Genomic DNA, 22495 nt, shown 5'->3' with positions numbered 1-22495 from the left:
TACAATGACAACGTTAAGTTTTGTATTCATATTGCTAATAATTGTGGCGGTTTATCATCATATAGGGTATCTGCTGATATTAAAAATCGTGACAAAGTTTAAAAAGCCAACAACGAAATGTACTGCGATACAAACCAAACTACCTAGTATAGGCGTTATGATGTGTGCATATAATGAACAAAGCCACATTGAAGAGAAGCTCAATAACCTAGGCTCTTTGCTATATCCGAGTGAACTGTACACCATACACGTCTATTTGGACGGTTGTACAGATAAGACCTATGATCTTGCTTTGCAAACTCAAAAGCGACTAGAAGAAAAAGGAGTGGTTTGTGTATTACATAACGCAAATGAAAACAAAGGTAAGGTACATGCAATCAATGCGCTTATCGAAATAGGGCAAAATAACTATGACATTTTGGTGTTTACGGATGTCAGTGCGCTGTTAAGTATTGATGCGTTGAACAAGTTTGCAAACCAATTTCAAAACAAAGACGTAGCTGTTGCCACTGGGTGCTACACGCCCGATGAGTGTGCGCCAATGCAACAACAGTCATATTGGAAATATCAAAATACATTAAAAACGCTTGAATCGCATTTTGGGGCTGTAATAGGCGTGCCAGGCGCATTATTTGCAATTCGTGCAAGCAACGTTAAACCAATCCCTAAACATACAATCAACGACGATTTTATCCTTACGATGCAAGCTTGCCATTCTGGCGGTCATGTAGTGTTAGATGCAGACGTAACGATATACGAGCGCGAATGCGATGAAATAGCTCAAGATATTAAGCGTCGTGAGCGTATTGGCGCAGGTAATTGGCAGCAATTTATCATCTTAGCTTCATTACTTAATCCAAAGTTAGGTTGGACGGCTTTTAATTTCTTCTCACATAAAGCGCTACGTGCAGTAATGCCAATCATTATTTTTTTGTTATACGCTATACCTACGATAGCGCTTGTAATAAATCAAAGTGTATGGGCGGCATGTGTTTGTAGCGTCCTATTAAGTATTCATACAATTGGCCAAGTAAAATCTAAAAATGTCCTTATTAAGCTATTTGCTAAAGCACATTATGCGCTTATTTGCTATTGGGTTGCATTGCGCGGCGTTGTTAAATACCAATTTGGTGCCTATAAAAAGCCTTGGACAAGAGTGAATGAGCGTAAAGGTAAAGATAATAGCGTGAGTTTAATAAAGCGAGCGTTCGATGTGGTTGGGTCTTTATGTGGTTTATTGCTACTGCTACCGATTATGCTTTTGACCGCGTTGGCTATAAAAATTGATTCAAAGGGCCCAGTTCTATTTAAGCAGCAAAGAGTAGGTAAAAGTACTGATAAATTTGTATCATTGTTTTACGTTTATAAATTTCGCTCTATGGTAGTTGATGCTGAAGCAAAAAGCGGCGCAGTTTGGGCGAGTAAAAATGACCCTAGGATAACAAAAGTAGGTCGCTTTTTACGTAAGACACGTATTGATGAACTACCGCAGTTGTGGAACGTACTCGTGGGAGAAATGTCACTGATAGGCCCTCGTCCAGAGCGACCTGTATTTTACGCGAAACTAGAGAAATCTATCCCATATTTTGGCTGGCGGACATATGGGCTTAAACCGGGTATATCAGGCCTTGCGCAGGTAATGAATGGATATGATGAAAGTATTGAGGATGCAAGGAGTAAGATTGGTTGGGATTATGCCTATGCGCTGAGCATGTCAAATCGAAAAAACTGGTTTGCAATGGAGTGGATGATTTTATTGCGCACTATTTCGGTTGTATTCACAGGTAAAGGACAATAGGCGCACATTCACACCGAGTGCATTCACACCGAGTGCATTCACACCGAGTGCATTCACACCGAGTGCATTCACACCGAGTGCATTCACACCGAGTGCATTCACACCGAGTGCATTCACACCGAGTGCATTGCATAATGCAAAAGCAAAGAATAGGTTATTTTGCATTATGCATATGGGTAAATAAAAGCCCTTAATTTTCATAGCCTTGAGTGAAATAAAAACATGGCACTGTAGTTGTAACCTCTATAGTAACTTAATTGACTATGAGGTTAATCCCATGATCACTTCAATCCCAAAAGATAAAACACGTCGTATTTTAGCATTACCAAAAGACTTTTCAGGCTACACCGTTGATAGTTTTAGAACAGACTTTGAACAACTCGCCATCAGTGAGCAAGACTATATTATTTTGGACTTCTCTGATACTCAATTTATTGACTCTTCCGGCATTGGTGCCATGGTCTTTCTGTATAAGCGTATAGAACAAAAAGGTCAACAACTAGCACTTTTAAAAGTTAACGGCCAACCTCACAAGTTGATGAATCTACTACGGGTAGATAAAACCATTCCTTTTATCGAAAAACTAGACGTGTAGTCAGGAGGCCAACTATGAAGTACATCACATACAGCTTTATTGCGATTAGTTCATTATTAGGTGGGTGTGCTTCTTGGCCTGAGGAAGGTCAAGGAGGGTGGGCTGAAGTATATGGACAGCACCAACCAAAGCTTGAACAAGGCAACCTAGTATTTAACGATAACATTAATGTAATCACCAATGAGTTTGAACATTTGGCATTAAAACTCGAATTACTCCAAACGCAGGGGATCAAACAATGTATGCCCGCGCAATTGTTGAAAGCGCAAGTATACGAAAATCGTATTCGCCGTTTGATAAGTGCAAAAATGTGGGAAGATGCTGAACACGATTTAATCATTCACTATCATGGCTTAAATCAACTTTCGCATCATTTTGACACACTAAAAAACGTTACCGATTGTGCACCAGTGGTAGTACAAGATGACCCGCAAAAACTCGATGAAAACTACGTCGATAAAATTGCAAAGTTACTAAATAGCGATAATCAATTTGCTTTTGATGAATATCAAGTAACACCGAAGTATATGGGCCGCCTTGCCCAAGCGTCGGATTTAATTAAACACATAGATGGATTAACGATTCTTCTGATTGGTCACACCGATAAGATGGGCGATAAAATAAATAATTTTGAATTGGCTTTGCAACGAGCTGACACAGTTAAACATTGGCTTAATGTTTACGGTGTACCGAGTCATATTATTACAACGCTCACCCAAGGGAGCATGCAACCATACAGTGATGAAATCACTTCAGCATCGAGTCGTCACTCTGACCGGCGGGTAGAAGCTATTGTTATGGGGACTGATGAGCTGCCAAAGGATCAGTCTAGTAAAGTAATGGCACTTAGGAATTGGACCAAAGTGCTTAGCAAATCACAGGAGTAAAGCTATGCGTTATTTACTATTTATCGCCACCCTGTGTTTAAGCTTTTTAGCAAACTCACAAGCAAATGATCAAACTGAATTAGTACAAGTTGGCAACAAATTATTTGTGTATTTACCGGGGGAGTCTGAGTTTTCAGATCTTTTTACCGTACAAGGTGATGGCAATATTGTTTTACCAGAAATAGGTAAGGTAAACGTTGCTAATAAGCCATTAAAACAAGTTGAAAGTGAACTTAAAATTCAATTATCACGCGTATTTCGTGCAGTAGAGGACTTTTATGTAGAAATTAGAGAGCATGACATACTGATTAACGTACTTGGTTACGTTAATCAACCCGAGCAAGTGACAATTCCAATGTTTGGAAACATTCAAATGGTGATCGCAAAAGCGGGCGGTTTAAAACCAGGGGCACAGTTAGACAAATTGCAAATTAGACGAGAAGGTGAATTTATTGAATTTAACTACAAAGCGTATTTAGATTCAGGAAACCTGTCATTGCTGCCTAAATTAGAAAGTGGTGATACGGTATTTGTGCCTGTATCTCCTTTGCTAGGCAATGTGCAAATTGACTTTGATGCACAAACCCTAAGTGCCAGCGGTGATGCAAGTGCTGGCAGTGCGGTTACTCTACTTGGAGAGTTACACAACCCAGGCAGTTTTGCATTTAAAGACAATATGAGTGTGCTGGACGCATTAATGCGTGCTGAAGGGGTGACACGTTATGCCGATGTGACCAAAATACGCATTATAGTGAATGAAACACCTGAGATATTTGATCTAAAAGCATATCTAGATAAACCGAGTAAAGTGGCCATGCCTGAATTGTTGCCCGGCTCAACTATCTATGTGCCTATTATGGTGGATGATGTGAATACAACTTCACGCACCGTCTATATTATGGGTGAAGTGCAAAAACCTGGTGCATATGAAGCAGCCGACAACACCAACTTTTTAGATATTCTTGCCAATGCGGGCGGACCAACACGGTTTGCTGAAACAAGACAGATTAAAATTCTTGAGCCCAATGGCAAAAATACGTTGTTTGACTTGCAAGGTTATAGCGAAGGGTTAATCACTATGACAGTACCAGATTTAAACCCAGGCGATGTTATTTTTGTACCGGAAAAAACGGATATAAACGAAAAAAGCTGGCTTAAAGTACCACCGAAAAGAGCAATAAAAATAATTGGTGCCATTCAATCTCCTGGTCGTTACGAATGGAGTAAAGAAATGGACTTAACCGATTTACTCGCCCATGCCGGTGGGCCTACAAAAGGCGCTAATATTAACGATATTAAGATTGTTAGAAAAGGTGAGGTAACCAAACGCTTTGATCTTGAAAAATTCACAGTAAGTGCGCAAAGCGAACAATTACCCTCGTTAGTTGCAGGCGACACTATTATTGTTGAAGAGCTTCCAGTTGACCCATCGGATAATAAATCTCAGTGGATCCGCCAAGAATCTAGCAAGTCGATTTACATCATGGGTCAAGTGGGCGCACCTGGGCGCTATGCATTTAACAATCGGATGCACTTCATGGATATTTTGTCTGCTGCTGATGGGCCTAATGCTAACGCAGATATCAGAAACATTAGAGTGACTCACAGAAATGGTAAACATGCCAAAGTAAGTAAACTTGACCTTGCATTGTACTTTGAAACAGGCGATGAAACTTTGTTTCCTGATGTGCTTGCCGGAGACACTATTTTTATCCCTGAAAAAAATAAAAACTGGTTACGTCAACCAAAAGAGCAAGTTGTTAGGATCATGGGCGCAATTCAAAAGCCCGGTCGCTATAATTTTGACGATACCATGACGTTACTTGATTTGCTTGCCGAAGCGGGTGGCCCAACAAGTAATGCTCTGATAGATAAAATTGTGGTAATCAACCACGGCTGTTGTAAAGAGCAAGCACGCGTATTCGACTTTGAAGCTTTTATAAAATCGCCAAACTCAGCCAAAATACCCGTGCTACGAGTTGGCGATACCTTGTATGTACCAGAGAAAGGGCAAGATCTAATGAGTCAGTTCAAAGATAACTTTGTTGACTTCATTACAATTATTGCTTTAGTGGTGGGATTATGAAAATTATACCGCATCAATTTCAAGAGCTTGAATCTGTATGTAACGAAATTACGAATCAAGAGTCACGCTGTGTGACCTTTATGTCACTCACTGGTAATGGGGGGGCAAGCAGCTTGTGCAAAAGCGTGGCATGTGGACTAAGTTCACAAAAAAACAGGGTTTTGTTAATCGACTTAAATCCACTCAACCCTGTTGGGTTACCCAATGACTCGCATGCAAAATTTTGGCAATTTGACGATATTTCGTGTCAACTTTGTACTATTGAATCGGCTGATCATGACTTGTTAACGATTAGCCATTTATCTGAACTAGAGTCAGCAAAGAATAAACGTGTCATACAGTATGCCATAGAGCGTTTGCTACAAGAATACGATTATATTTTGATTGATATGTCGCCAGCTTTGAAGCTCAATAAAGGGAATATTCCCTTATATGCACTTAGTAGCTGTAGTCAAATGACCATTATTGTTGCAGCTTTAGGGCACAATGATGAAGAATCATTTTGTACAGCTCTTAAATACCTAAAAGAAAGTGGTCATCAAAATATTAAAGTGGTTGTATCGCAATATCATTTTGAGCCATTGGGCGAGAAAGTGCTAACGCAACTAAACAAAATAAACGCACGTTGGCCGCGGTTGTCGAATTGGCTTAGTATTAAATTACAACAGCAGCGCTGGCTTTTTCATAACCACTAGGGAAATACCATGGATGTTAAATTTCATAACCGTTTTAGCCTCATGCGTCCAGCAATCACTGAAATTAGACATGCTTTAAAGCATGTATTAGATTCATTGAACGTGAGTGTTGATGATATAGATGCCAGTGCGCTTGTGATCACCGAGTACCTGACGAATTTACTTCGCCATGCCAGCGCAGAAGACAGAACGATTACCTTACTTATTGGTGAAAAAGACAACCACTATACGGTTGCCCTTATTGATGATTTAGAGCCATATAATTTATTTGAGTTAAATCATTCATCATGGACCATAGAAAGTGAAAGCTTAGCTGAGGGTGGCATGGGGGTCGCGCTCATTCGCCATTACTTTCCAAAGGCGAGCTACAAAACGCTGGCGGACAAAAATCATTTTTCATTTAACTTAAATAAGATAAAACGTAAAACAACGTTACTCTATGTTGACGATGATATTACTCAGCTATCACTTGTTGAAGCATATGTTCAAGATGAGTATACGTTTATTGCTTGTCAAAACTGTCATGATGCATGGCAACTCATTACGCAATCTAAAGTTGATATTTTATTATTAGATTACAAGTTAAAAGGTGATACCAGTGAGACTTTGTTGGCTCAATTAGCACACTCCGACCTCAAAACGACACTGGCCATTTTAATGCTGACTGGGGACTCTGATACTCGTACTGTGAAAAAACTAAACCGTTTTGGCATCGATGATTATATCACTAAACCCGTAATGAAAGAGCAGCTGTTACTCAACCTAGATAGAGTACAAAACAAGCTAAAACCACATTTATTTCATCACCGTAGTGACTGTAAACAAACACATTATGATTTGGGGCAGATGAGAAGTGCGCATTTGTTTGGCACCATCACGACTAATCTAGGTGGAGATTTTTTTATCCCATTGGATAATGATAATAAAGGGTTTATTTTAGGCGACATAATGGGGCATGGTTTATCTGCAAATCAAAAGAGTTATGAAATACAGGGGTTTATAAGTGGTTTTACGAGCAGCTATAGTCAAGTCGATACGCTTGTTGATGCCATGAATTTGGCGCTTAGCAAAGAAAAAATATGCAAAGGTAGTTTATTAACGATGCTGGTTGTTTATTTTGACGACGAGTATATCTATTTTTACAATGCAGGACATCCACCTCCGATTGCAGTAATGAAAAATGGTTGTATGAACCCTTTGTTGCATACAGATCCTTTGATGGGATTATCAACTGATCATTCATATCGGAAATACCAATATCCACTGAAAGATATAGCACAGCTTATATTTTACACTGATGGTTGGGTTGATAATTTAGGCTCTACACTAAATGAAGAAAAACAAATAATGAGTTATCTTCCTGATAACTCATTGAAAGGAGAGGCTTATGCGACCAAGCTTTGGCTAAATTCTCAAGGAAGTGTATCAAAAGAGTTTGACGATGCATCATTAATTGTTATTAATTAGTACTATAAATAAAAAACAGGAATTATCGTATGCCACCGAAGGTATTAATTGTTGAAGATACAGAGTCGCTCGCTTTATTGTATCAATCATATCTCATACCCACAGGTATACAAACGCAAATCGCTTACTCAGGGCAAGAAGCACTTAAAACAATTGATAGCTTTTCCCCTGACTTAATCGTGCTTGATGTCATGTTACCAGATATGAATGGGTTAGAAATATTATCTGAACTTTCTGGGGATACCAAGCCTCAAGTGATTGTACTGACGGGGCATGCTACAAAAGAGATGGCGATTGATGCGATTCGTTTAGGTGCGAGTGACTTCTTAGAAAAACCTGTTGAAGCGGATCGGTTTAGGATCACCATTAATAACGCCTTGAAATTAAAAAGCTTAGCTCAAGAAGTAGAGAAGTATCATCAAACTTATGAAAATGGGCGCTATTACGACCTGATAGGGTCATCTAGAACCATGCAGTCGGTATATCAAATTATAAATTCAGCAGCAGCGTCTAAAGCTACTGTGTTCATAACAGGAGAAAGTGGCACGGGGAAAGAGCTCTGTGCTCGGGCTGTTCATTTAGCATCACCTAGAGCTAAATTGCCATTTGTGGCGCTCAATTGTGCTGCAATCCCGAAAGATTTGATTGAGAGTGAAATTTTTGGTCATTTAAAAGGCGCATTTACCGGCGCAATAGCTAATAGAGAAGGTGCTGCAGGGCAGGCCGATGGCGGTACGCTGTTTTTAGATGAGCTGTGTGAGATGGATATTAATCTACAAAGCAAGCTTTTACGTTTTATCCAAACGGGCTGCTATCAGCAAGTTGGTAGTGAAAAAGAAGTAAAAGTGGATGTTCGCTTTGTGTGTGCAACCAACCGAGACCCTTTGGTTGAAGTACAAGCAGGCAGGTTTAGAGAAGACTTATATTATCGTTTACACGTCATTCCAATTGCACTGCCAGCTTTAAGGGATCGAGGCAACGATATTATTGAAATTGCGGATGCTTTGTTTAAAAAAATAGCTAAAGAAGAAAGCCATGACTTCACCGGTATGTCTGAAGCTGTTAAAAGAGCATTTTTAGCTTACGCATGGCCGGGCAATGTCAGGCAGCTTGAAAACACTGTTAGAAATACGTTGGTACTCAATAAGCAAAGTTGGATAGAGCTTGAAATGGTCCCATCTCTACCTCAAGGTAGCGCAGGCGAAGCGATTGTTTATAAACAACCCCAAAACATAGACATGACTTTGCCTACACAGATAGGTAACACAATGAGTGCTGAGCAGCCTAGGGTATTAAAAAAGACTCAGGATATTGAGCCTTTGTGGCTCATTGAAAAACGCTACATTGAACAAGCTATTGATTTATGTGATAACAACATACCCAAAGCAGCGGCTTTACTTGACGTTAGCCCATCGACAATTTATCGGAAAATTAAGTCTTGGGAAGAAATTGGTGTTTAGTGGCTAACGCAACTGCGATATGTTTTATCAAGCAATAGCCATTGTTTATCTCCTGAAAATTCCGACTGAATTAGTTTTTGGGCATTGCTGGTCAATGTTTGATAGTTTGGTTTTTGTATAAGCCCATTAAGAATTTCAGTTACTTTAGTTATCGAATAACTCTCAAGTAAATAACCAGTATGGTGATTGATCACAACGTTGGAAATTGCTCCAACATCGGTGCTGATCACTAATACTTTATTTGCCATAGCTTCAAGAATAGCCATGGGCAGTCCTTCTTGACGTGAGGTAACAATTAATATGTCTAACTTTGACCAGATATGCTCACTATCTACCATGCCATGAGAAACAAGCTGTTCAGGGCAACTTAGCGTTGTTTGCATTGGTCCTTCACCAAAAATATGCCAATTAAATCTGGGGTCATCTGCAAAATGAGAAACCAACTTTACAAAACGATCTGGTCCTTTTTCATATGATAATCTACCAACGAAGCCAACGTTTAAACAAGCAGAGTGAGTAGCTGTAACTTTAGCGTTTATTTTTGGAATGACAAAATTGTCTAATATGATTGCTTGGTCTATTTGCGATGCTATAGATTTTGAGACCGCAAAGTTTCTAGATAAGAAGCTCAGTGTTTTATCTATCTTGTTATACCATTTAACTCGACCTGTGCCAGTTTCTCCAGCATGGTAGGTGCTCACGCATTTTATATTTAAAATACGACAGCATAACCTTGCAATGATCCCAGCCTTATAGCCGTGAGTGTGCACAGCAGTGCATTTTGAAAGCGTAGCTAATTCACTTAGCGTACTGAAAAAACTGCCCGATAAATGCTGATATTTTATTTGATGACAATCAAGCTTCTCGTAAAAATAGTGATTATTATGATCTTTGTAGAAAAGCACACTACACTGAACATGATTTAGTCTTAATAGCTTAGCCAGCTCAATAATATGAGACTCAATGCCGCCAAAGCCGGCAGAGTCTACAAAAATAATAACTTGATAATCCATTGTGATCTCCAAAGGCATAACCATGATAGATAAAAACGTATTCTCACAATTGTGCGATGATGTGGGCGAGCAACTCGCACTTCAGCTTTTAGGTGTTTATGTGAGTGAATCGCGTAAACAAATTGCCGATCTTAATAATACGGATTGTGCTAATACTATCCGTCATATTGCGCATAGCTTAAAAAGCAGTAGCCGTAGTTACGGTGCACTTTTGTTAGCACAAACTTGTGAACTTATTGAAATGACATCCACACACACAGACGTCACTTTCAAAGATTTAGAACCCCTTATTGATAAAGCAACGTCATTAAGTGAAGATGCTTTTTTAGAAGCGAATAAGCTCATAACAAACAAGTAGTAAAATTAAGGCGAATTACCAAATAATAATTGTGCAAAGACCTCATGTAGCTGCTCTATATTGTGTAGTTGCTGTTGGCACATTTCATCGCACTGCTGGAGTTGATATATCTGGTTTATGGCTTGAGGAGACAAACTCATGTCGCAAAATTTATAACCAAGCATTGTTTGTAACCAGTCGAGTACCGAATCTTGCTGTAACTGCGAGATAACACTATTTTCATGGGTAATATTCTCAACAAAAATTTTACATGCTGCTGTTTTTTTAAGTGCAGTAGCAATGTTTTCAACAAGCAGTGGGGGCATAACACTTGAAATAGTACTGCCAGGCCCGATAAGCACCACGTCGGCATGTTCAATCGCACTAATTGTTTTGCTATGCGCAAGTACAGGTTTGGTTAATCCAATATATTCTGGAAGTTCGTCTAATGCATCTATTTCGCATTCACCAATAATCGTTGTGCCATTTCTCATCGTCGCAATCAAGTCAACAGGTTCATCAGACATCGGTAGCACTGTTTCTGAATTACCGAGCATTATATTAAATTGCGAAACGGCTTCTGTTGTACTATCTGTTAATTGTAATAACCCTAATAACACCAAATTACCTAAACTATGACCATCAAGTTCGCCACCACTAAACCTATGTTCAAATACACTCTGAAGCAGCGAGTTATTGTCATTGAGTTCTAAACAGCATCGTCTAATATCACCTAGTGCAACACATTGTTCAGATTGGCGTATGCGCCCCGTACTACCACCATTGTCTGTTGTAGCAATAATGGCGGTAAGTTCGCTAGTAAGCGGTTTTATGGCTTTTAATACTTGTGCTAGCCCATGGCCACCACCTAAACAGACTATTTTCATTCTAAGATACTCATTAGTAATATATTGCTGTTAAATAGCATGGTTTATTCCACAAAATGAGGAAATATAACTTATTGAAAATACTAAAAATAGAAGCCATGCATGATGGAATAATATTAAAATACGCACTATTATTTGCATTGTGCAATGCAATTTTGGAGAAAAACTCAAATGCCTCAAAGCGAGTTATTTACGATTGAACAGCTAGATATAGCATTAGGGTGTATTTGCCAAGCAAATGATAGCAATGATTTATTTGTTACTTTTTCAAAGCTAGTATCCTCACTTTTTGAGTATGATGAATGCATTTTATTGGTACGTGATGGTGCAGAGGCATATATTTCTCATAGTCAAAGCCATGTTGTATTTGCACATACGCATTGGCCAATGAGCCAAGTATTTACTCAGGCAACTATCTTGGGAGGTAGTTATATACCGCATCCTGAAAACGAATTGGCATTTTCAGTACAATCTCAAGAACTGATAGCTAAACTTTTAAATACTTTAGCCATCAGTTTAGATGGCACTTCTGGGCATGAGATATTTCTTTTTACAAATATCAAAACTGATATTAACGTTGAGCATTTAATTACGGATACAAGTTTACGACTTGTGCTAAAGCAACTTTGCGCCAAGTTTATCTCGATTAAGAAATTTGTGCACCAAAGTGTGCATTTTCGTGATTTGTTACGCCAAACAGCACAGCAATCTGATTTGTTTGCTGACTTTGCTTCTGAGTGGTTTTGGCGTACAGATAGAGGTTTAACTTTTACCCAAGTGAGTACATTCAACGAAGATAATGCGTTTTATAAAGACCACTTTATGGGCAAGCAGTTACCCTCTATTTGTGATGATAATGAAAGTGGTCAACAAAAAAAATGGCAGCGATTTTTGCACATTGTAAACTTACACAACGATTTTTATGAATTCGAATTTGAAGTTAAAGCGCAACAATCGACATGGATATCGCTCAGCGGTAAGCCCCAATATGATGAAAATAATCAATATATTGGCTATCTAGGCATTGCGAAAGACATAACATTTGCTAAACAGCGAGAGCTTGCATACAAAAATGCAAAAGACAAAGCCGAAAGTGCTAATTTGGCTAAGTCTCAATTTTTAGCTGTCATGTCGCATGAAATCCGTACGCCAATGAATGCTATCTTAGGGATGGTGGAGTTACTGGCAGATACCCAACTAGAAAAACAACAAAGGGAGTGGCTGTCATATGCTCAAAGTAGTGCGACTTTGTTACAAGGCCTTATCTCTGATGTGCTAGATTTCTCAAAAATTGAATCCGGGGTTTTGGAGCTTGACCTATCAAGAATTGATCTGACACAGCTTCTTCAGTCTATAACGGCACAGTTTAGAATACGCCAATCTGATTTATTGAAATTTACAGTGAGTATAGATAAGCAGGTACCAGAGTATATTTACACAGATGCAACTCGACTTGGCCAAATATTATTTAACCTAATTGGTAATGCATTTAAGTATACGAGCTATGGAAAGGTTACCTTTAAAGCTTGGACAAAAGGGAACTCTCTGTTATTAAGCATCAAAGATACGGGTGTGGGAATAGACAAAGAAAGTTTGCAACATATCTTTGAGCCATTTACTCAAGTTGGGGATAGTGTTAAACGAAAGCAACAAGGCGTTGGCCTAGGCTTGAGTATTACTAAGAAGATTGTTGAAGCCATGAAGGGGGAAATATCGTGTATAAGTAAGCTTGGAGAAGGCACCACGTTTACAGTGGTTTTACCGTATGAAAATGCAAAAGCGCATTTGCAGCAGACTTCGCAAGTTTGCCATGTCAAACAGTTAGATGTGCTTGTTGCGGAGGATAACCCCGCGAATCAAGTGTTGATTAAAGCGCTATTAGAAAAATTAGGTCATAAGGTGACAATAGCGGAGACGGGATCAGATGCTCTAAATAAAGCAAAAAATTGCACCTATGACTTAGTTTTAATGGATATGATGATGCCAGTAATGGACGGCCTGACGGCAACGCAATATATGAGAAAAGAAATGGCACTTAACGTGCCAATATTTGCTTTAACTGCAAATGCAGGGCAAGAAGATAAAGATAAATGTTTAGCTGTCGGCATGAATAAAGTACTGACTAAACCAATTCGATTTAATATACTTGAGCAAGCAATATCTTCAATCTTTATTGAATAAGTCTCTGGTGTATACTTTGCTTTTAACATCTTCGAGCTCATTAACTAACCGGTTGGCGATGATTAAGTCACATTCTTTAAAGCATTTAAGCGAGTGACATAAAGAAAACTCATCACTAAATGGTTGCTTTAACCTTGGTTCATACACAACTATTTGTGCGCCTGTGTTAGCTAAATTTGAAATAATGTCCAAAATTGCTGACTCCCTAAAATTATCAGAGTCAGATTTCATGATTAAACGATATACGCCAATTTTTCTTGCCCCTTTATTCAAAATGGTATCAGCGATATAGCGCTTTCTTGTGTCATTCGCTGCAACTACTGCACTGATCATATTACTTGGAACCCCCTTAAAGTTTGCAAGAAGTTGCTTTGTATCTTTGGGTAAACAATAGCCACCATAACCAAAAGACGGGTTGTTGTAATGGCTCCCAATGCGAGGGTCTAGACTAACCCCCTCTATTATTTGCTGCGCATTAAGCGACTTAATTTCACAATATGTATCAAGTTCATTAAAAAATGCGACTCTCATTGCTAAATAGGAGTTTGAAAAAAGCTTGATAGCTTCAGCTTCTTTACTGTCTGTAAGTAATATATCTACAGTATTGTTGCGTGCGCCTTGCATCATTAAATCAGCAAATTGCTTTGCTTCGTTAGATTTATCGCCAACAATAATGCGTGATGGATATAAATTGTCATAAAGGGCTTTTCCTTCACGCAAAAATTCTGGAGAGAAAAAGATATTTTGCCAATGATGGTGTTGTCGCATGCGCTCAGTAAAGCCCACAGGTATGGTTGATTTGATAACAATAGTCGCTAATGGACAAACTTGTCTTGCTTGGTTTATCACCTTCTCGACACTTGATGTATCAAAGTAATTTGTTTGTGGGTCGTAATCTGTGGGGGTTGCAATAATAATATAATCGGCATTTTGATATGCAAGAAAAGGGTCACAGGTAGCAAATAGTGGGTTTGTTACTGATTCTAGAAACTCACTAATTTGTTTATCGACAATCGGAGCTATTTTTTGATTAATTTGATTAACGCGTTCAACATTTGTGTCAAGTGTGCTGACTTTGTTATGTTGCGCCAACAGCAGAGCATTCGCCAGCCCAACATACCCTAATCCAACAACAGTAATTCGTGCCATAGTTAGTTTACTCAATTTAATACTTGTAACTTAAACGGAGCAAAAATCGTGCGACATTTATAGTTTTAATAAGTTAATATAAAACAGTGTGTTAAAAATATATTGAGAAAGAGTAGGTTGAAAAGCAACGCGCTGCTGCAAAGCGCGTTGCAAAATGCAAATCATTTAAAGTACCATGGCTGCGACCCAACCAAATATTAGTAATGGAATATTGAAGTGGATAAAAGTAGGTACAACTGAGTCCCAGATATGGTCATGTTGGCCATCTGCATTTAGGCCGGATGTAGGACCTAAAGTTGAATCAGACGCTGGGGAACCTGCATCTCCAAGTGCACCCGCTGTACCAACAAGTGCTGCAGTTGCCATCATCGAAAACCCGACCTCCATGCACAATGGGACGAATAACGTTGCAATGATAGGCACTGTTGAAAACGAGCTACCAATGCCCATCGTTATAAGCAGGCCAACAAGTAAAATCATTGCCGCTGCCAGCGGTTTGTTATCACCTATGAAATCTGCACATGCAGTCACTAAACTTGCCACATCACCAGTTGCCTTCATCACTGAGGCAAACCCCTGAGCTGAAATCATAATAAAGCCAATCATTGCCATCATAGCAACACCACGACTAAAAACGTCAGAGCTTTGCTCCCATTTTACGATGCCAAATACACTGAACATCATAACACCCACCAGTCCACCTAAAATCATTGAGCCACTAATATTTTGTGCGACAAGAGAACTAATTACTGCAATTGTGCCTATGACAATTACTTTTTTAGGATTGTCTATTTTTTTGTTAGTTGATGTGTCGCTTTGTTCATTATGCTTATATCCTCGGCCTTTCTTGTAGCTAAAAAACACCGCGATTACTAAACCAACCAACATACCTATAGCAGGAATAATCATCGCAATAGGTACTTGAGTATTAACCATCTCAAGACCGTTATCGGTGAGGTTTTTATGTAATATTGAGTATAAATAAATACCACCGAAGCCGTAAGGTAAAACCATATAAGAGGTTGCTAACCCAAAGGTGAGAATACATGCTATAGCTCGCCTATCTAACTTAAGTTTATTTAAAATGCCTAACAAGGGTGGAATAAGAATAGGAATAAAGGCGATATGTACAGGGATCAGGTTTTGTGATGAGATAGCACAGCCTAAAATAATGGCCATAATAGTAAAGCTCAGCATACGTGTATGTGATTCATCAGAATTTTCAACCACGCTTAATAGTTTCTGCGCCAAGATATGTGTTAAGCCAGATTTAGAAATAGCGACAGCAAAGCCACCTAACATGGCATAGCTAAGCGCTATTTCAGCACCACCTGATAAACCACTATTAAATGCGTTCATGGTCTCGTTTATACCAAGACCAGCACTGAGCCCCGCGACCATGGCACTGACGGTCATAGCAACGATCACGTTTACTCGAACTAATGAGAGGCCTAGCATTAATAACACGCCTATAATTACTGCATTCATATTTTTCTCTTTGATTTTGTTTTTATTGAATTTATCAATTTTTTGGCATGCTCATTTTGAGCTTTGCCAAAGGTTTTTCCTTGATAACGGTTGGCAGAAAAATCCGCATAAAACTGTGCTAATGCAGTCGTGTCTTGTGCAAATTGTTGCTGTAATATCGTTATCGCTTTTTTAGGCGGGGTATGGCTTAAGTCATCATGCGATAGTCTAATTAATTGTCGATATAACCTAATGACAAGCGGCTCTTTTATTACCTTTTTATATTGTGCGTAGAAGAATAGCGCGCAAAACATGATACAAAGTAAAATAATAACGATAATGCCTGACAGTTGCTTAGCGTTATCACCAAATAGCGACTTTAATAATGAACTTTGCTTTTGCTGATCAAAATTAAGCACCCAGCGTGTCCATTGATAATCAATCTGTTCTAGTTGTAATCTTAACCAGTTAATTGCAGGAAAACCTGACCAAGCAGCTAAGCTAATGCCCAAGTTTGACTGAAATTCATTTGCTAAAGGTTGGTATTGTGACAAAGAGCCTAATAAGCGTTGCGGTGATACCCAAGCGGTTGGATCGATATGCTTCCAGCCTTCATTAGGCACAAAATACTCAACCCATGCATGGGCATCATATTGATATACACTATAATAGCCTTGCTCTTGATTGTATTCAGCGCCTAAATAACCTGATACTAACCGGGCAGGGATCCCCGCACTTCTCATCATCATTGCAACCGTTGATGCATAATGTCCGCAAAAACCGCTTTTATACTCAAATAAGAATTGATCTATCATGTGCTCTGAGGTTGCAACCTGCGGTGTTAATGTATAACTAAAGCCTTGATCTTGAAAATATCGCCGCATAAGGCTAATAAATTGCGCGGTGGTATTACTTGATTGTCCCCATTGTTTCGCAAGATTTTGGGCTTTTGGGTTGACGTTTTTAGGTAGTGCAGTATTTATTCGATATTGCCAGCCAGAAATATTGGTTATGATGTCATCATTTGCAGGCTCAACAATATATTCAAAAGTTGAAGAAAGCTTATTTGTTCTATAAAGCGTGCCATATGGATTACTTTGGACATCCGTCGTGGGACTAGTTGCCAAATCAAGTGCATATAACCAAGGTGTGTTACTGGGTTCAGCAATTACTGTGTAAGGTTCTGATTGTATATTTTTTTGTAAATCAGCAGCGGCTTTTTGGAAGTTTGCGATTGTCCATTGTTTCCCGTCAAATTTGTTATGAATTATGGCTCGCCAATAAAGAGGTGCTTGGGATTGCTTTAAACGTTCACTTGCAAACACAGCTCGAAAAGCTAGCTCATCTGATTGAGATAGCTGTGCAATACTGAAGGGACTGACATTTTCAGATAGCCCGGTTTTTGCTAATTGCGGACCTGGTAGTTGCCAAAATGCGGGCAGTTTTGGTAAAAATAGCAACAGAAAGATGCTAAGCACGCAGCTCAGTATCATTTTTGAAAATACAAAGCGACTTACTGCTTTAAAAGAACCAACCTTTTGTAGTTGCAGCATAAGACTTAAGTTTAAGCCTAGCATAATCATAACCAGCAGAGCGATATACAGACTTTGTGAGAATAAGAATATGCAAGGTAAAGTAAAAAAATTAAGCACCAATATTTGGCGCCATTGTGAGGTTGTTTTTGCTTGCAGTACTTTCAATTGGCATGCCAATAAAAGCAAGGCAACAAATATACTCACCGTACTATGTAACCCGATAGAGACAACGGTGATAGCCATTCCTATTATGGCAATACCGTTTAAAATCGAATTGCGTACGCCTGTTTGTTTTTTTACTATGAGTAAACCGTGCCATAAAGCAAGTAAAACCATTAATGTATTAAAAGGTGTACCGAACTTAGTAATTGGCAATAATGTCAGCAATAAATAACATAGCGTAATTAGTAAAGCGTTAATACTCACTGAGCGCCTCTAAGCATTTTATTTTATGTAATTGACCAAGCGCAGTATTAAACTGCTGTGTACCAAGTTTTAATGCATATGCTTGCTCATTTTCTTCAGCTTGTAAAACTAAGTAACATAACTTTGAAAGTCGTTCTTCTATTGTGCCTTGGAGTTGATCAAAATCAAAGCCTAAGCAATGAGCACTATCATCGCCCTCATAGTCTTTTACTAGCAACTGCTCAGTTTTAGCGTAGTGCCGCCAAGAAACGCGATGCATACTCATGCCTAATTGATAAGGTATTAACTGCTTAAACTCGTCATTAGACTGAGCTGTTGTACTGTTCAAATCACTTTGTGTAGTGCTTGCAAACAATTGATGCTGTTGTGAGTCAGAAGTGGGGTTTGGGTAGCTAAAAATGTACTTATCACTATATAAATAACTCCACACAGTGACCAAACCAAATGGAAAGTGGCTCACAAACTTGAACGCACCGAGTTGATGTTTTCCTCTTGTATAAGACAAAGGGGTTGCAATCATTTGCCGTTGTTCAATATGTGCAACATGTATATGCGATAATAAGTATTGATGCTCAATATGAAAATCAAAGAGCTGATTTTTATTGAATACTTCAAAAGTAACAAAGGGGGGGTTTGACAGTGCGCAGAAGTAATTGAGGCTAATTTTACCTGTGTGCCACTTAAATTTAAGTATCCGTAAAGCAGTGCAACAATTAGCAGCATTGCCATTAAATATGAAACGCCAAGAAGTAGGTTGTTTTGGTAATTAATACCAAGTAAAAAATTTAAAAGGCTAACCGCGATAAAGCCAACCCCCATCGTTGATGGCAAAACATATATTGTATTATGTTTTAATAATATCGTGTTTGCGCTATGTTTCTTACGCACAAATCGTGAAAAAAACCCAAAGATCAAAGTGGTATTGCAACCTCTGATAAAATGTCCGATATGGTAATATCTTGTGAATGGCAGGGTATATTTAAACGGTGGGCCGCAATACTTGTAAAAACAGCTTGTACGTCATCTTGTGTCGCGTAATTTCGTCCATCCATCAAAGCCCATGCTTTTGCTGCATTACCCAAAGCAATACTTGCTCTTGGTGATAACGGATCGCTAAACTTGCCAGACTCTCGTGTGTAGCGCACTAAAGCAAGAATATAATTAACTACGGCAGGGGAGAGTTTGACCTCTGCTGCTTGTTTTTGTAATAAAATTAAATCCTCTTTATTAACAACTTGCTTAACAGCAACCGACATATGTTGCTTTATACCAAGAATGAGCTTTCTTTCAGCTTCTTCACTTGGGTAACCTAAACTAATGCGCATAAAGAATCGGTCGAGCTGAGACTCGGGCAGGGGGTGTGTACCCGCTTGATGTAAAGGGTTTTGAGTGGCAATAACAAAAAATGGTTCGGGCAATTCATGACTAACACCATCAACAGTAACTTGTCTTTCTTCCATCGCTTCGAGCAACGCACTTTGTGTTTTTGGGCTGGCTCGATTAATCTCATCCGCGAGCAACACCTGGCTAAAAATAGGCCCTTTATGAAAACTAAACTTATGTTCGATATTATTAAAAATGGCAGAGCCAATAACGTCTGCTGGGAGTAAATCGCTCGTAAACTGCACACGTTGGTAGCTTAGACCGAGCACATCAGCAAGGCCATGAGATAATGTGGTTTTACCCATGCCAGGTAAGTCTTCAATAAGCAGATGGCCTCGACAAATCAAGCTACAAACCGCAAGCTTAATTTGTTGTTCTTTACCAAAAATAATGTGAGACAGTTGTGCTGTAATATTTGATATTGATTCGATCATGCTATTAGTTCTATACGCTTTAAGACGGTATCGACTTTTTTAGCATTAAATGGTTTTGCAATAAATCCTTTAGCGCCAAGTTCCCAAGTATTCTGAACGTTTTCTAAACTATTATGGCCTGAGCACATAATGACATGTGTGTGTGGGTAATGATCATTTATAAACTCTAAAATTTGTGTGCCATCGGTGCCGGGTAATTCAATATCAAGAAAGATAACATTTGGAGGGGTTTTGTTAAGTAGAGTTTTGGCAGATTCAAAGTCTTCAGACTCAAAAATCTCCTCAAAACCTAACTCTATTAATATGTTACTGAGGTATTCTCGGATATCTTGGGAGTCATCGATAATTAATATCGGTTCCAGGGGTTTTACAAATTCCATATAACGATACTTCATATTTTTTGTATAGAAGCATACTAAGTGATCCCAACATCAAGCTCAATAGTAATTGATGAGCAATGACGATATTTAAATCAATGAACTGATATCTCATGACCTAATATAATTATCAATGATCAGCTTTAATATTTTATTGAATGTATTAGCTAATGCAAAAACTGTTTCAATGCAGTCAAATGTCCGATACCGTCTAGTATTGGACATTGTGTGCATTTATAAATGATATCGCCTATGAAACATCATAAATAACATTTAACAGCCCATAATTTACGTTATGTTAAATTATATGATTTTGTCAGCACGTATGTTGGTTGCTCGCCTAAATTTATACTGTAATGGTGTTTTAGTGTAAGGGGTTGTTCATTTCTAGATTTGAGAGTGATTGAAATTTTAAGGTTTGATAGCTCTGAAGCCCCTATTAACTAAGGACTTCGAATATCCTAGCTTTAAAATTCATCAAAATCAAATTACGTTTGCTTTTAGACAAAAACCTATCAAACCATATCATTTCACGCTCATTTCTGATCGTAATACGTTTAGAATTAGATCACTATTCGCCATTTTTAATCGGGTTTAAATCAGTTTTAAACCGTGTTTAAAGCCACTTTAAAGTCTGTTTTAACTAATGAGTTTGAACCGCTACGATTCTGTTGAAGTCATCGGTTACTTGAATGGTCAGCGTTACGTTTTCGATGGCTAGCTTTATAACGCTTCTATTATATGTAGCGCTTCCTGCTGACTGGACTATTTGCATTAACTCTGACGCTTGCTCAAGACCCAATGCAGTGATCGCGCTTCTGATTGCTGACTCATCAACAACAACTAATGTGCTCGCTATTTGGTGGTCTTTACTGATCACAGAACTCAATACATTTGAATGCAAGTGGCCGATTGCTAGCATGCGACCATCATCTAACCGTTTAGACAATGCAACCTTGGCGGCTGCATTAGCTACCTGTTTTTTGAAGTAGCTTTCGCCTTCATTTATAGCATCATTGAATATGTCGATTGCTTTATCTCTAAATTCAGGTGCTAGCTGAGCTACGCTTTTACCTGCGGTGATGTCGGTACCCAACCACGCTTTACCCGGATTGTAATCCCAACCTATATCTATGCCTGGCAGTTTGCTTAATTCTTCTCCTGTAGCTGCATCTATTTGGGTAAAGTACTCCATATCATTTTTGAGAGTTTCTTCAGGCGTGATCGTCAGTCCCATACGTTCAATATCTTGCTTACTAACGCTCATTACTTTGCAGCGACAATTCCAGCCATTCGGTGGATAATGGGTATCCCAGAAATTATGTTCAATCGGTAATAAAACATAGTTCCACTTGTTATGTTGCGGACGAACGCGCGAATCACCAGCCGTCAGATATAATAAATACGGCCTTCTGTGCTTTATACGAGTTTGTTGCTCCCAACGTCCGGCTGCTCGCGCAGTGTTTTTGTTATTCTGGTAGATTGTACGCGTTCGCCAGCCTCGCTTTCCGTTGTATGACCACCCATGTCTCTTAACGATGTCATCAAACTCCTTTCTAAAGTCTGTAATCGTTTTTCCTTCAGATAGCGCCCGTTCGATTGAGTTCTTGAAGTCATTAACTAGTGCCGTTGTATTAGCGCCCGCAACAGTAAACGCACGTGCATTAACGTGACCTTGTAAGTCTTGATATGTGTTTGTAGGTACGCCTACTTTGCCTCTAAAGTAGGCTATGGCTTCTTTGAACTTGAGACCTATGCCATATAATGGCTCTGAGAACGCCATTACTGCCCTAACCTATTATTCATTTGGTCTTTTTTCTTTGAACCATCCGATGATCCGTAAAAAAAGTAAATGATAGTGGCGACTATGGTACCCAGCAAAAAGCCCTGAACATTGTCAGCAAATCGAATGCCTGAATCAGGCAGCTCTATAAAAGTGACGGATGTAATATAGAGTGCAGCAAAACCAGACCAAAACCACGCAAAGTAATAGATAAATCGTTTTGAAAACAAGTCTTCTTGGGTTAATGCTACTTTTTGCATGCTCCGAGCCGATTTACGGTCTTCAAATGCGAGTTTATCTAGCTCAAGAGCTTTGTCTAGTATGGCTAGATGCAGTTTTTGTCGTAGTTCGTCGCTATTTTCAAGCTTTGCAAATACCTCCCCAGGCTCAGGAGTACCTACGATATTCGACGCAATATTGACAACTTCTTTGGCTACCGCCGCACCATTATCGCCGCCAATCCAATTGCCAATTTTTTCATCTAGGCCTGTGAGTTTTGCTACGCCCAAAGCAATAGTAAAAGGATCCATGATTC

20 protein-coding genes are annotated in these 22495 nt (G+C 39.0%); 9 read left to right on the top strand and 11 right to left on the bottom strand.

Annotated elements, in window-relative coordinates; genetic code table 11:
* Nucleotides 1-4: 4 nt before the first annotated feature.
* Entirely contained in the window at nucleotides 5-1798 is a 1794-nt protein-coding gene (locus tag SANK73390_RS12315; protein WP_462766295.1) for a sugar transferase, read from the top strand.
* Here SANK73390_RS12315 and SANK73390_RS12310 read toward each other — a convergent pair.
* The gene (locus tag SANK73390_RS12310) at nucleotides 1754-1963 is read right to left on the bottom strand and encodes a hypothetical protein (protein WP_462766294.1); all 210 of its coding nucleotides are present in this window, start codon (nucleotides 1961-1963) and stop codon (nucleotides 1754-1756) included. The genes SANK73390_RS12315 and SANK73390_RS12310 overlap by 45 nt on opposite strands.
* Nucleotides 1964-2075: 112 nt before the next feature.
* Between SANK73390_RS12310 and SANK73390_RS12305 the strand changes: the two genes are divergently transcribed.
* From SANK73390_RS12305 to SANK73390_RS12280, 6 genes are read left to right on the top strand one after another with little or no spacing between them, the layout of a single operon-like run.
* Nucleotides 2076-2393, top strand: a complete 318-nt coding sequence (locus tag SANK73390_RS12305) for an STAS domain-containing protein (protein WP_261593841.1) — start codon at nucleotides 2076-2078, stop codon at nucleotides 2391-2393.
* 14 nt (nucleotides 2394-2407) lie between these two features.
* On the top strand, nucleotides 2408-3280 hold the full coding sequence (locus tag SANK73390_RS12300; RefSeq protein ID WP_462766293.1) for an OmpA family protein: 873 nt from the start codon (nucleotides 2408-2410) through the stop codon (nucleotides 3278-3280).
* Nucleotides 3281-3284: 4 nt separating this feature from the next.
* Entirely contained in the window at nucleotides 3285-5366 is a 2082-nt protein-coding gene (locus SANK73390_RS12295; RefSeq protein WP_462766292.1) for a polysaccharide biosynthesis/export family protein, read from the top strand.
* A complete protein-coding gene (locus SANK73390_RS12290) occupies nucleotides 5363-6061 on the top strand; it encodes an AAA family ATPase (RefSeq protein ID WP_462766291.1) in 699 nt (232 codons plus the stop codon). The genes SANK73390_RS12295 and SANK73390_RS12290 overlap by 4 nt, the downstream gene beginning before the upstream one ends.
* A 9-nt stretch (nucleotides 6062-6070) precedes the next feature.
* A complete protein-coding gene (locus tag SANK73390_RS12285) occupies nucleotides 6071-7528 on the top strand; it encodes a SpoIIE family protein phosphatase (RefSeq protein ID WP_462766290.1) in 1458 nt (485 codons plus the stop codon).
* Nucleotides 7529-7557: 29 nt separating this feature from the next.
* Entirely contained in the window at nucleotides 7558-8988 is a 1431-nt protein-coding gene (locus SANK73390_RS12280; protein ID WP_462766289.1) for a sigma-54-dependent transcriptional regulator, read from the top strand.
* Here SANK73390_RS12280 and SANK73390_RS12275 read toward each other — a convergent pair.
* On the bottom strand, nucleotides 8985-10001 hold the full coding sequence (locus tag SANK73390_RS12275) for a glycosyltransferase family 4 protein (protein ID WP_462766288.1): 1017 nt from the start codon (nucleotides 9999-10001) through the stop codon (nucleotides 8985-8987). The genes SANK73390_RS12280 and SANK73390_RS12275 overlap by 4 nt on opposite strands.
* A gap of 22 nt (nucleotides 10002-10023) precedes the next feature.
* Here SANK73390_RS12275 and SANK73390_RS12270 point away from each other — a divergent pair, with 22 nt between their 5' ends.
* Nucleotides 10024-10359: an Hpt domain-containing protein gene (locus tag SANK73390_RS12270; RefSeq protein WP_261593848.1), complete on the top strand. Its 336-nt coding sequence runs from the start codon at nucleotides 10024-10026 to the stop codon at nucleotides 10357-10359.
* Nucleotides 10360-10364: 5 nt separating this feature from the next.
* Here the strand turns inward: SANK73390_RS12270 and SANK73390_RS12265 are convergent, their stop codons facing one another.
* Complete coding sequence (locus SANK73390_RS12265; RefSeq protein ID WP_462766287.1) at nucleotides 10365-11225, bottom strand: gluconeogenesis factor YvcK family protein; 861 nt, start codon at nucleotides 11223-11225, stop codon at nucleotides 10365-10367.
* A gap of 147 nt (nucleotides 11226-11372) precedes the next feature.
* On the opposite strand from SANK73390_RS12265, the gene SANK73390_RS12260 reads away from it, so the two are divergent.
* Nucleotides 11373-13406 (top strand): ATP-binding protein, encoded by a 2034-nt coding sequence (locus SANK73390_RS12260; protein WP_462766286.1) that lies wholly within the window; start codon nucleotides 11373-11375, stop codon nucleotides 13404-13406.
* Here SANK73390_RS12260 and SANK73390_RS12255 read toward each other — a convergent pair.
* From SANK73390_RS12255 to SANK73390_RS12220, 8 genes are all read right to left on the bottom strand, one after another.
* A complete protein-coding gene (locus SANK73390_RS12255) occupies nucleotides 13389-14555 on the bottom strand; it encodes a nucleotide sugar dehydrogenase (RefSeq protein ID WP_462766285.1) in 1167 nt (388 codons plus the stop codon). The two genes, SANK73390_RS12260 and SANK73390_RS12255, sit on opposite strands and share 18 nt — an antisense overlap.
* A 165-nt stretch (nucleotides 14556-14720) precedes the next feature.
* Nucleotides 14721-16043, bottom strand: a complete 1323-nt coding sequence (locus tag SANK73390_RS12250) for a Na+/H+ antiporter family protein (protein WP_462766284.1) — start codon at nucleotides 16041-16043, stop codon at nucleotides 14721-14723.
* Nucleotides 16040-17983, bottom strand: a complete 1944-nt coding sequence (locus SANK73390_RS12245) for a transglutaminase TgpA family protein (protein ID WP_462766283.1) — start codon at nucleotides 17981-17983, stop codon at nucleotides 16040-16042. Before SANK73390_RS12245 ends, SANK73390_RS12250 begins: the two co-directional genes overlap by 4 nt.
* A complete protein-coding gene (locus tag SANK73390_RS12240; protein ID WP_462766282.1) occupies nucleotides 17973-18503 on the bottom strand; it encodes a DUF58 domain-containing protein in 531 nt (176 codons plus the stop codon). Before SANK73390_RS12240 ends, SANK73390_RS12245 begins: the two co-directional genes overlap by 11 nt.
* 391 nt (nucleotides 18504-18894) lie before the next feature.
* Nucleotides 18895-19800 carry an AAA family ATPase gene (locus tag SANK73390_RS12235; protein WP_462766281.1) on the bottom strand — a complete coding sequence of 302 codons (906 nt, stop codon included), beginning with the start codon at nucleotides 19798-19800 and terminating at the stop codon, nucleotides 18895-18897.
* Complete coding sequence (locus tag SANK73390_RS12230) at nucleotides 19797-20180, bottom strand: response regulator (protein WP_261593858.1); 384 nt, start codon at nucleotides 20178-20180, stop codon at nucleotides 19797-19799. Before SANK73390_RS12230 ends, SANK73390_RS12235 begins: the two co-directional genes overlap by 4 nt.
* Nucleotides 20181-20820: 640 nt before the next feature.
* Nucleotides 20821-21960: a phage head morphogenesis protein gene (locus SANK73390_RS12225; protein ID WP_462766280.1), complete on the bottom strand. Its 1140-nt coding sequence runs from the start codon at nucleotides 21958-21960 to the stop codon at nucleotides 20821-20823.
* Nucleotides 21960-22490 carry a hypothetical protein gene (locus tag SANK73390_RS12220; RefSeq protein ID WP_462766279.1) on the bottom strand — a complete coding sequence of 177 codons (531 nt, stop codon included), beginning with the start codon at nucleotides 22488-22490 and terminating at the stop codon, nucleotides 21960-21962. The genes SANK73390_RS12225 and SANK73390_RS12220 overlap by 1 nt, the downstream gene beginning before the upstream one ends.
* Nucleotides 22491-22495 lie beyond the last annotated feature (5 nt).

The sequence above is a fragment of the Pseudoalteromonas sp. SANK 73390 genome (assembly GCF_054966645.1).
Note: the sequence above shows the minus strand (reverse complement) of the source record. Positions and strands in the feature narration are given on the sequence as shown.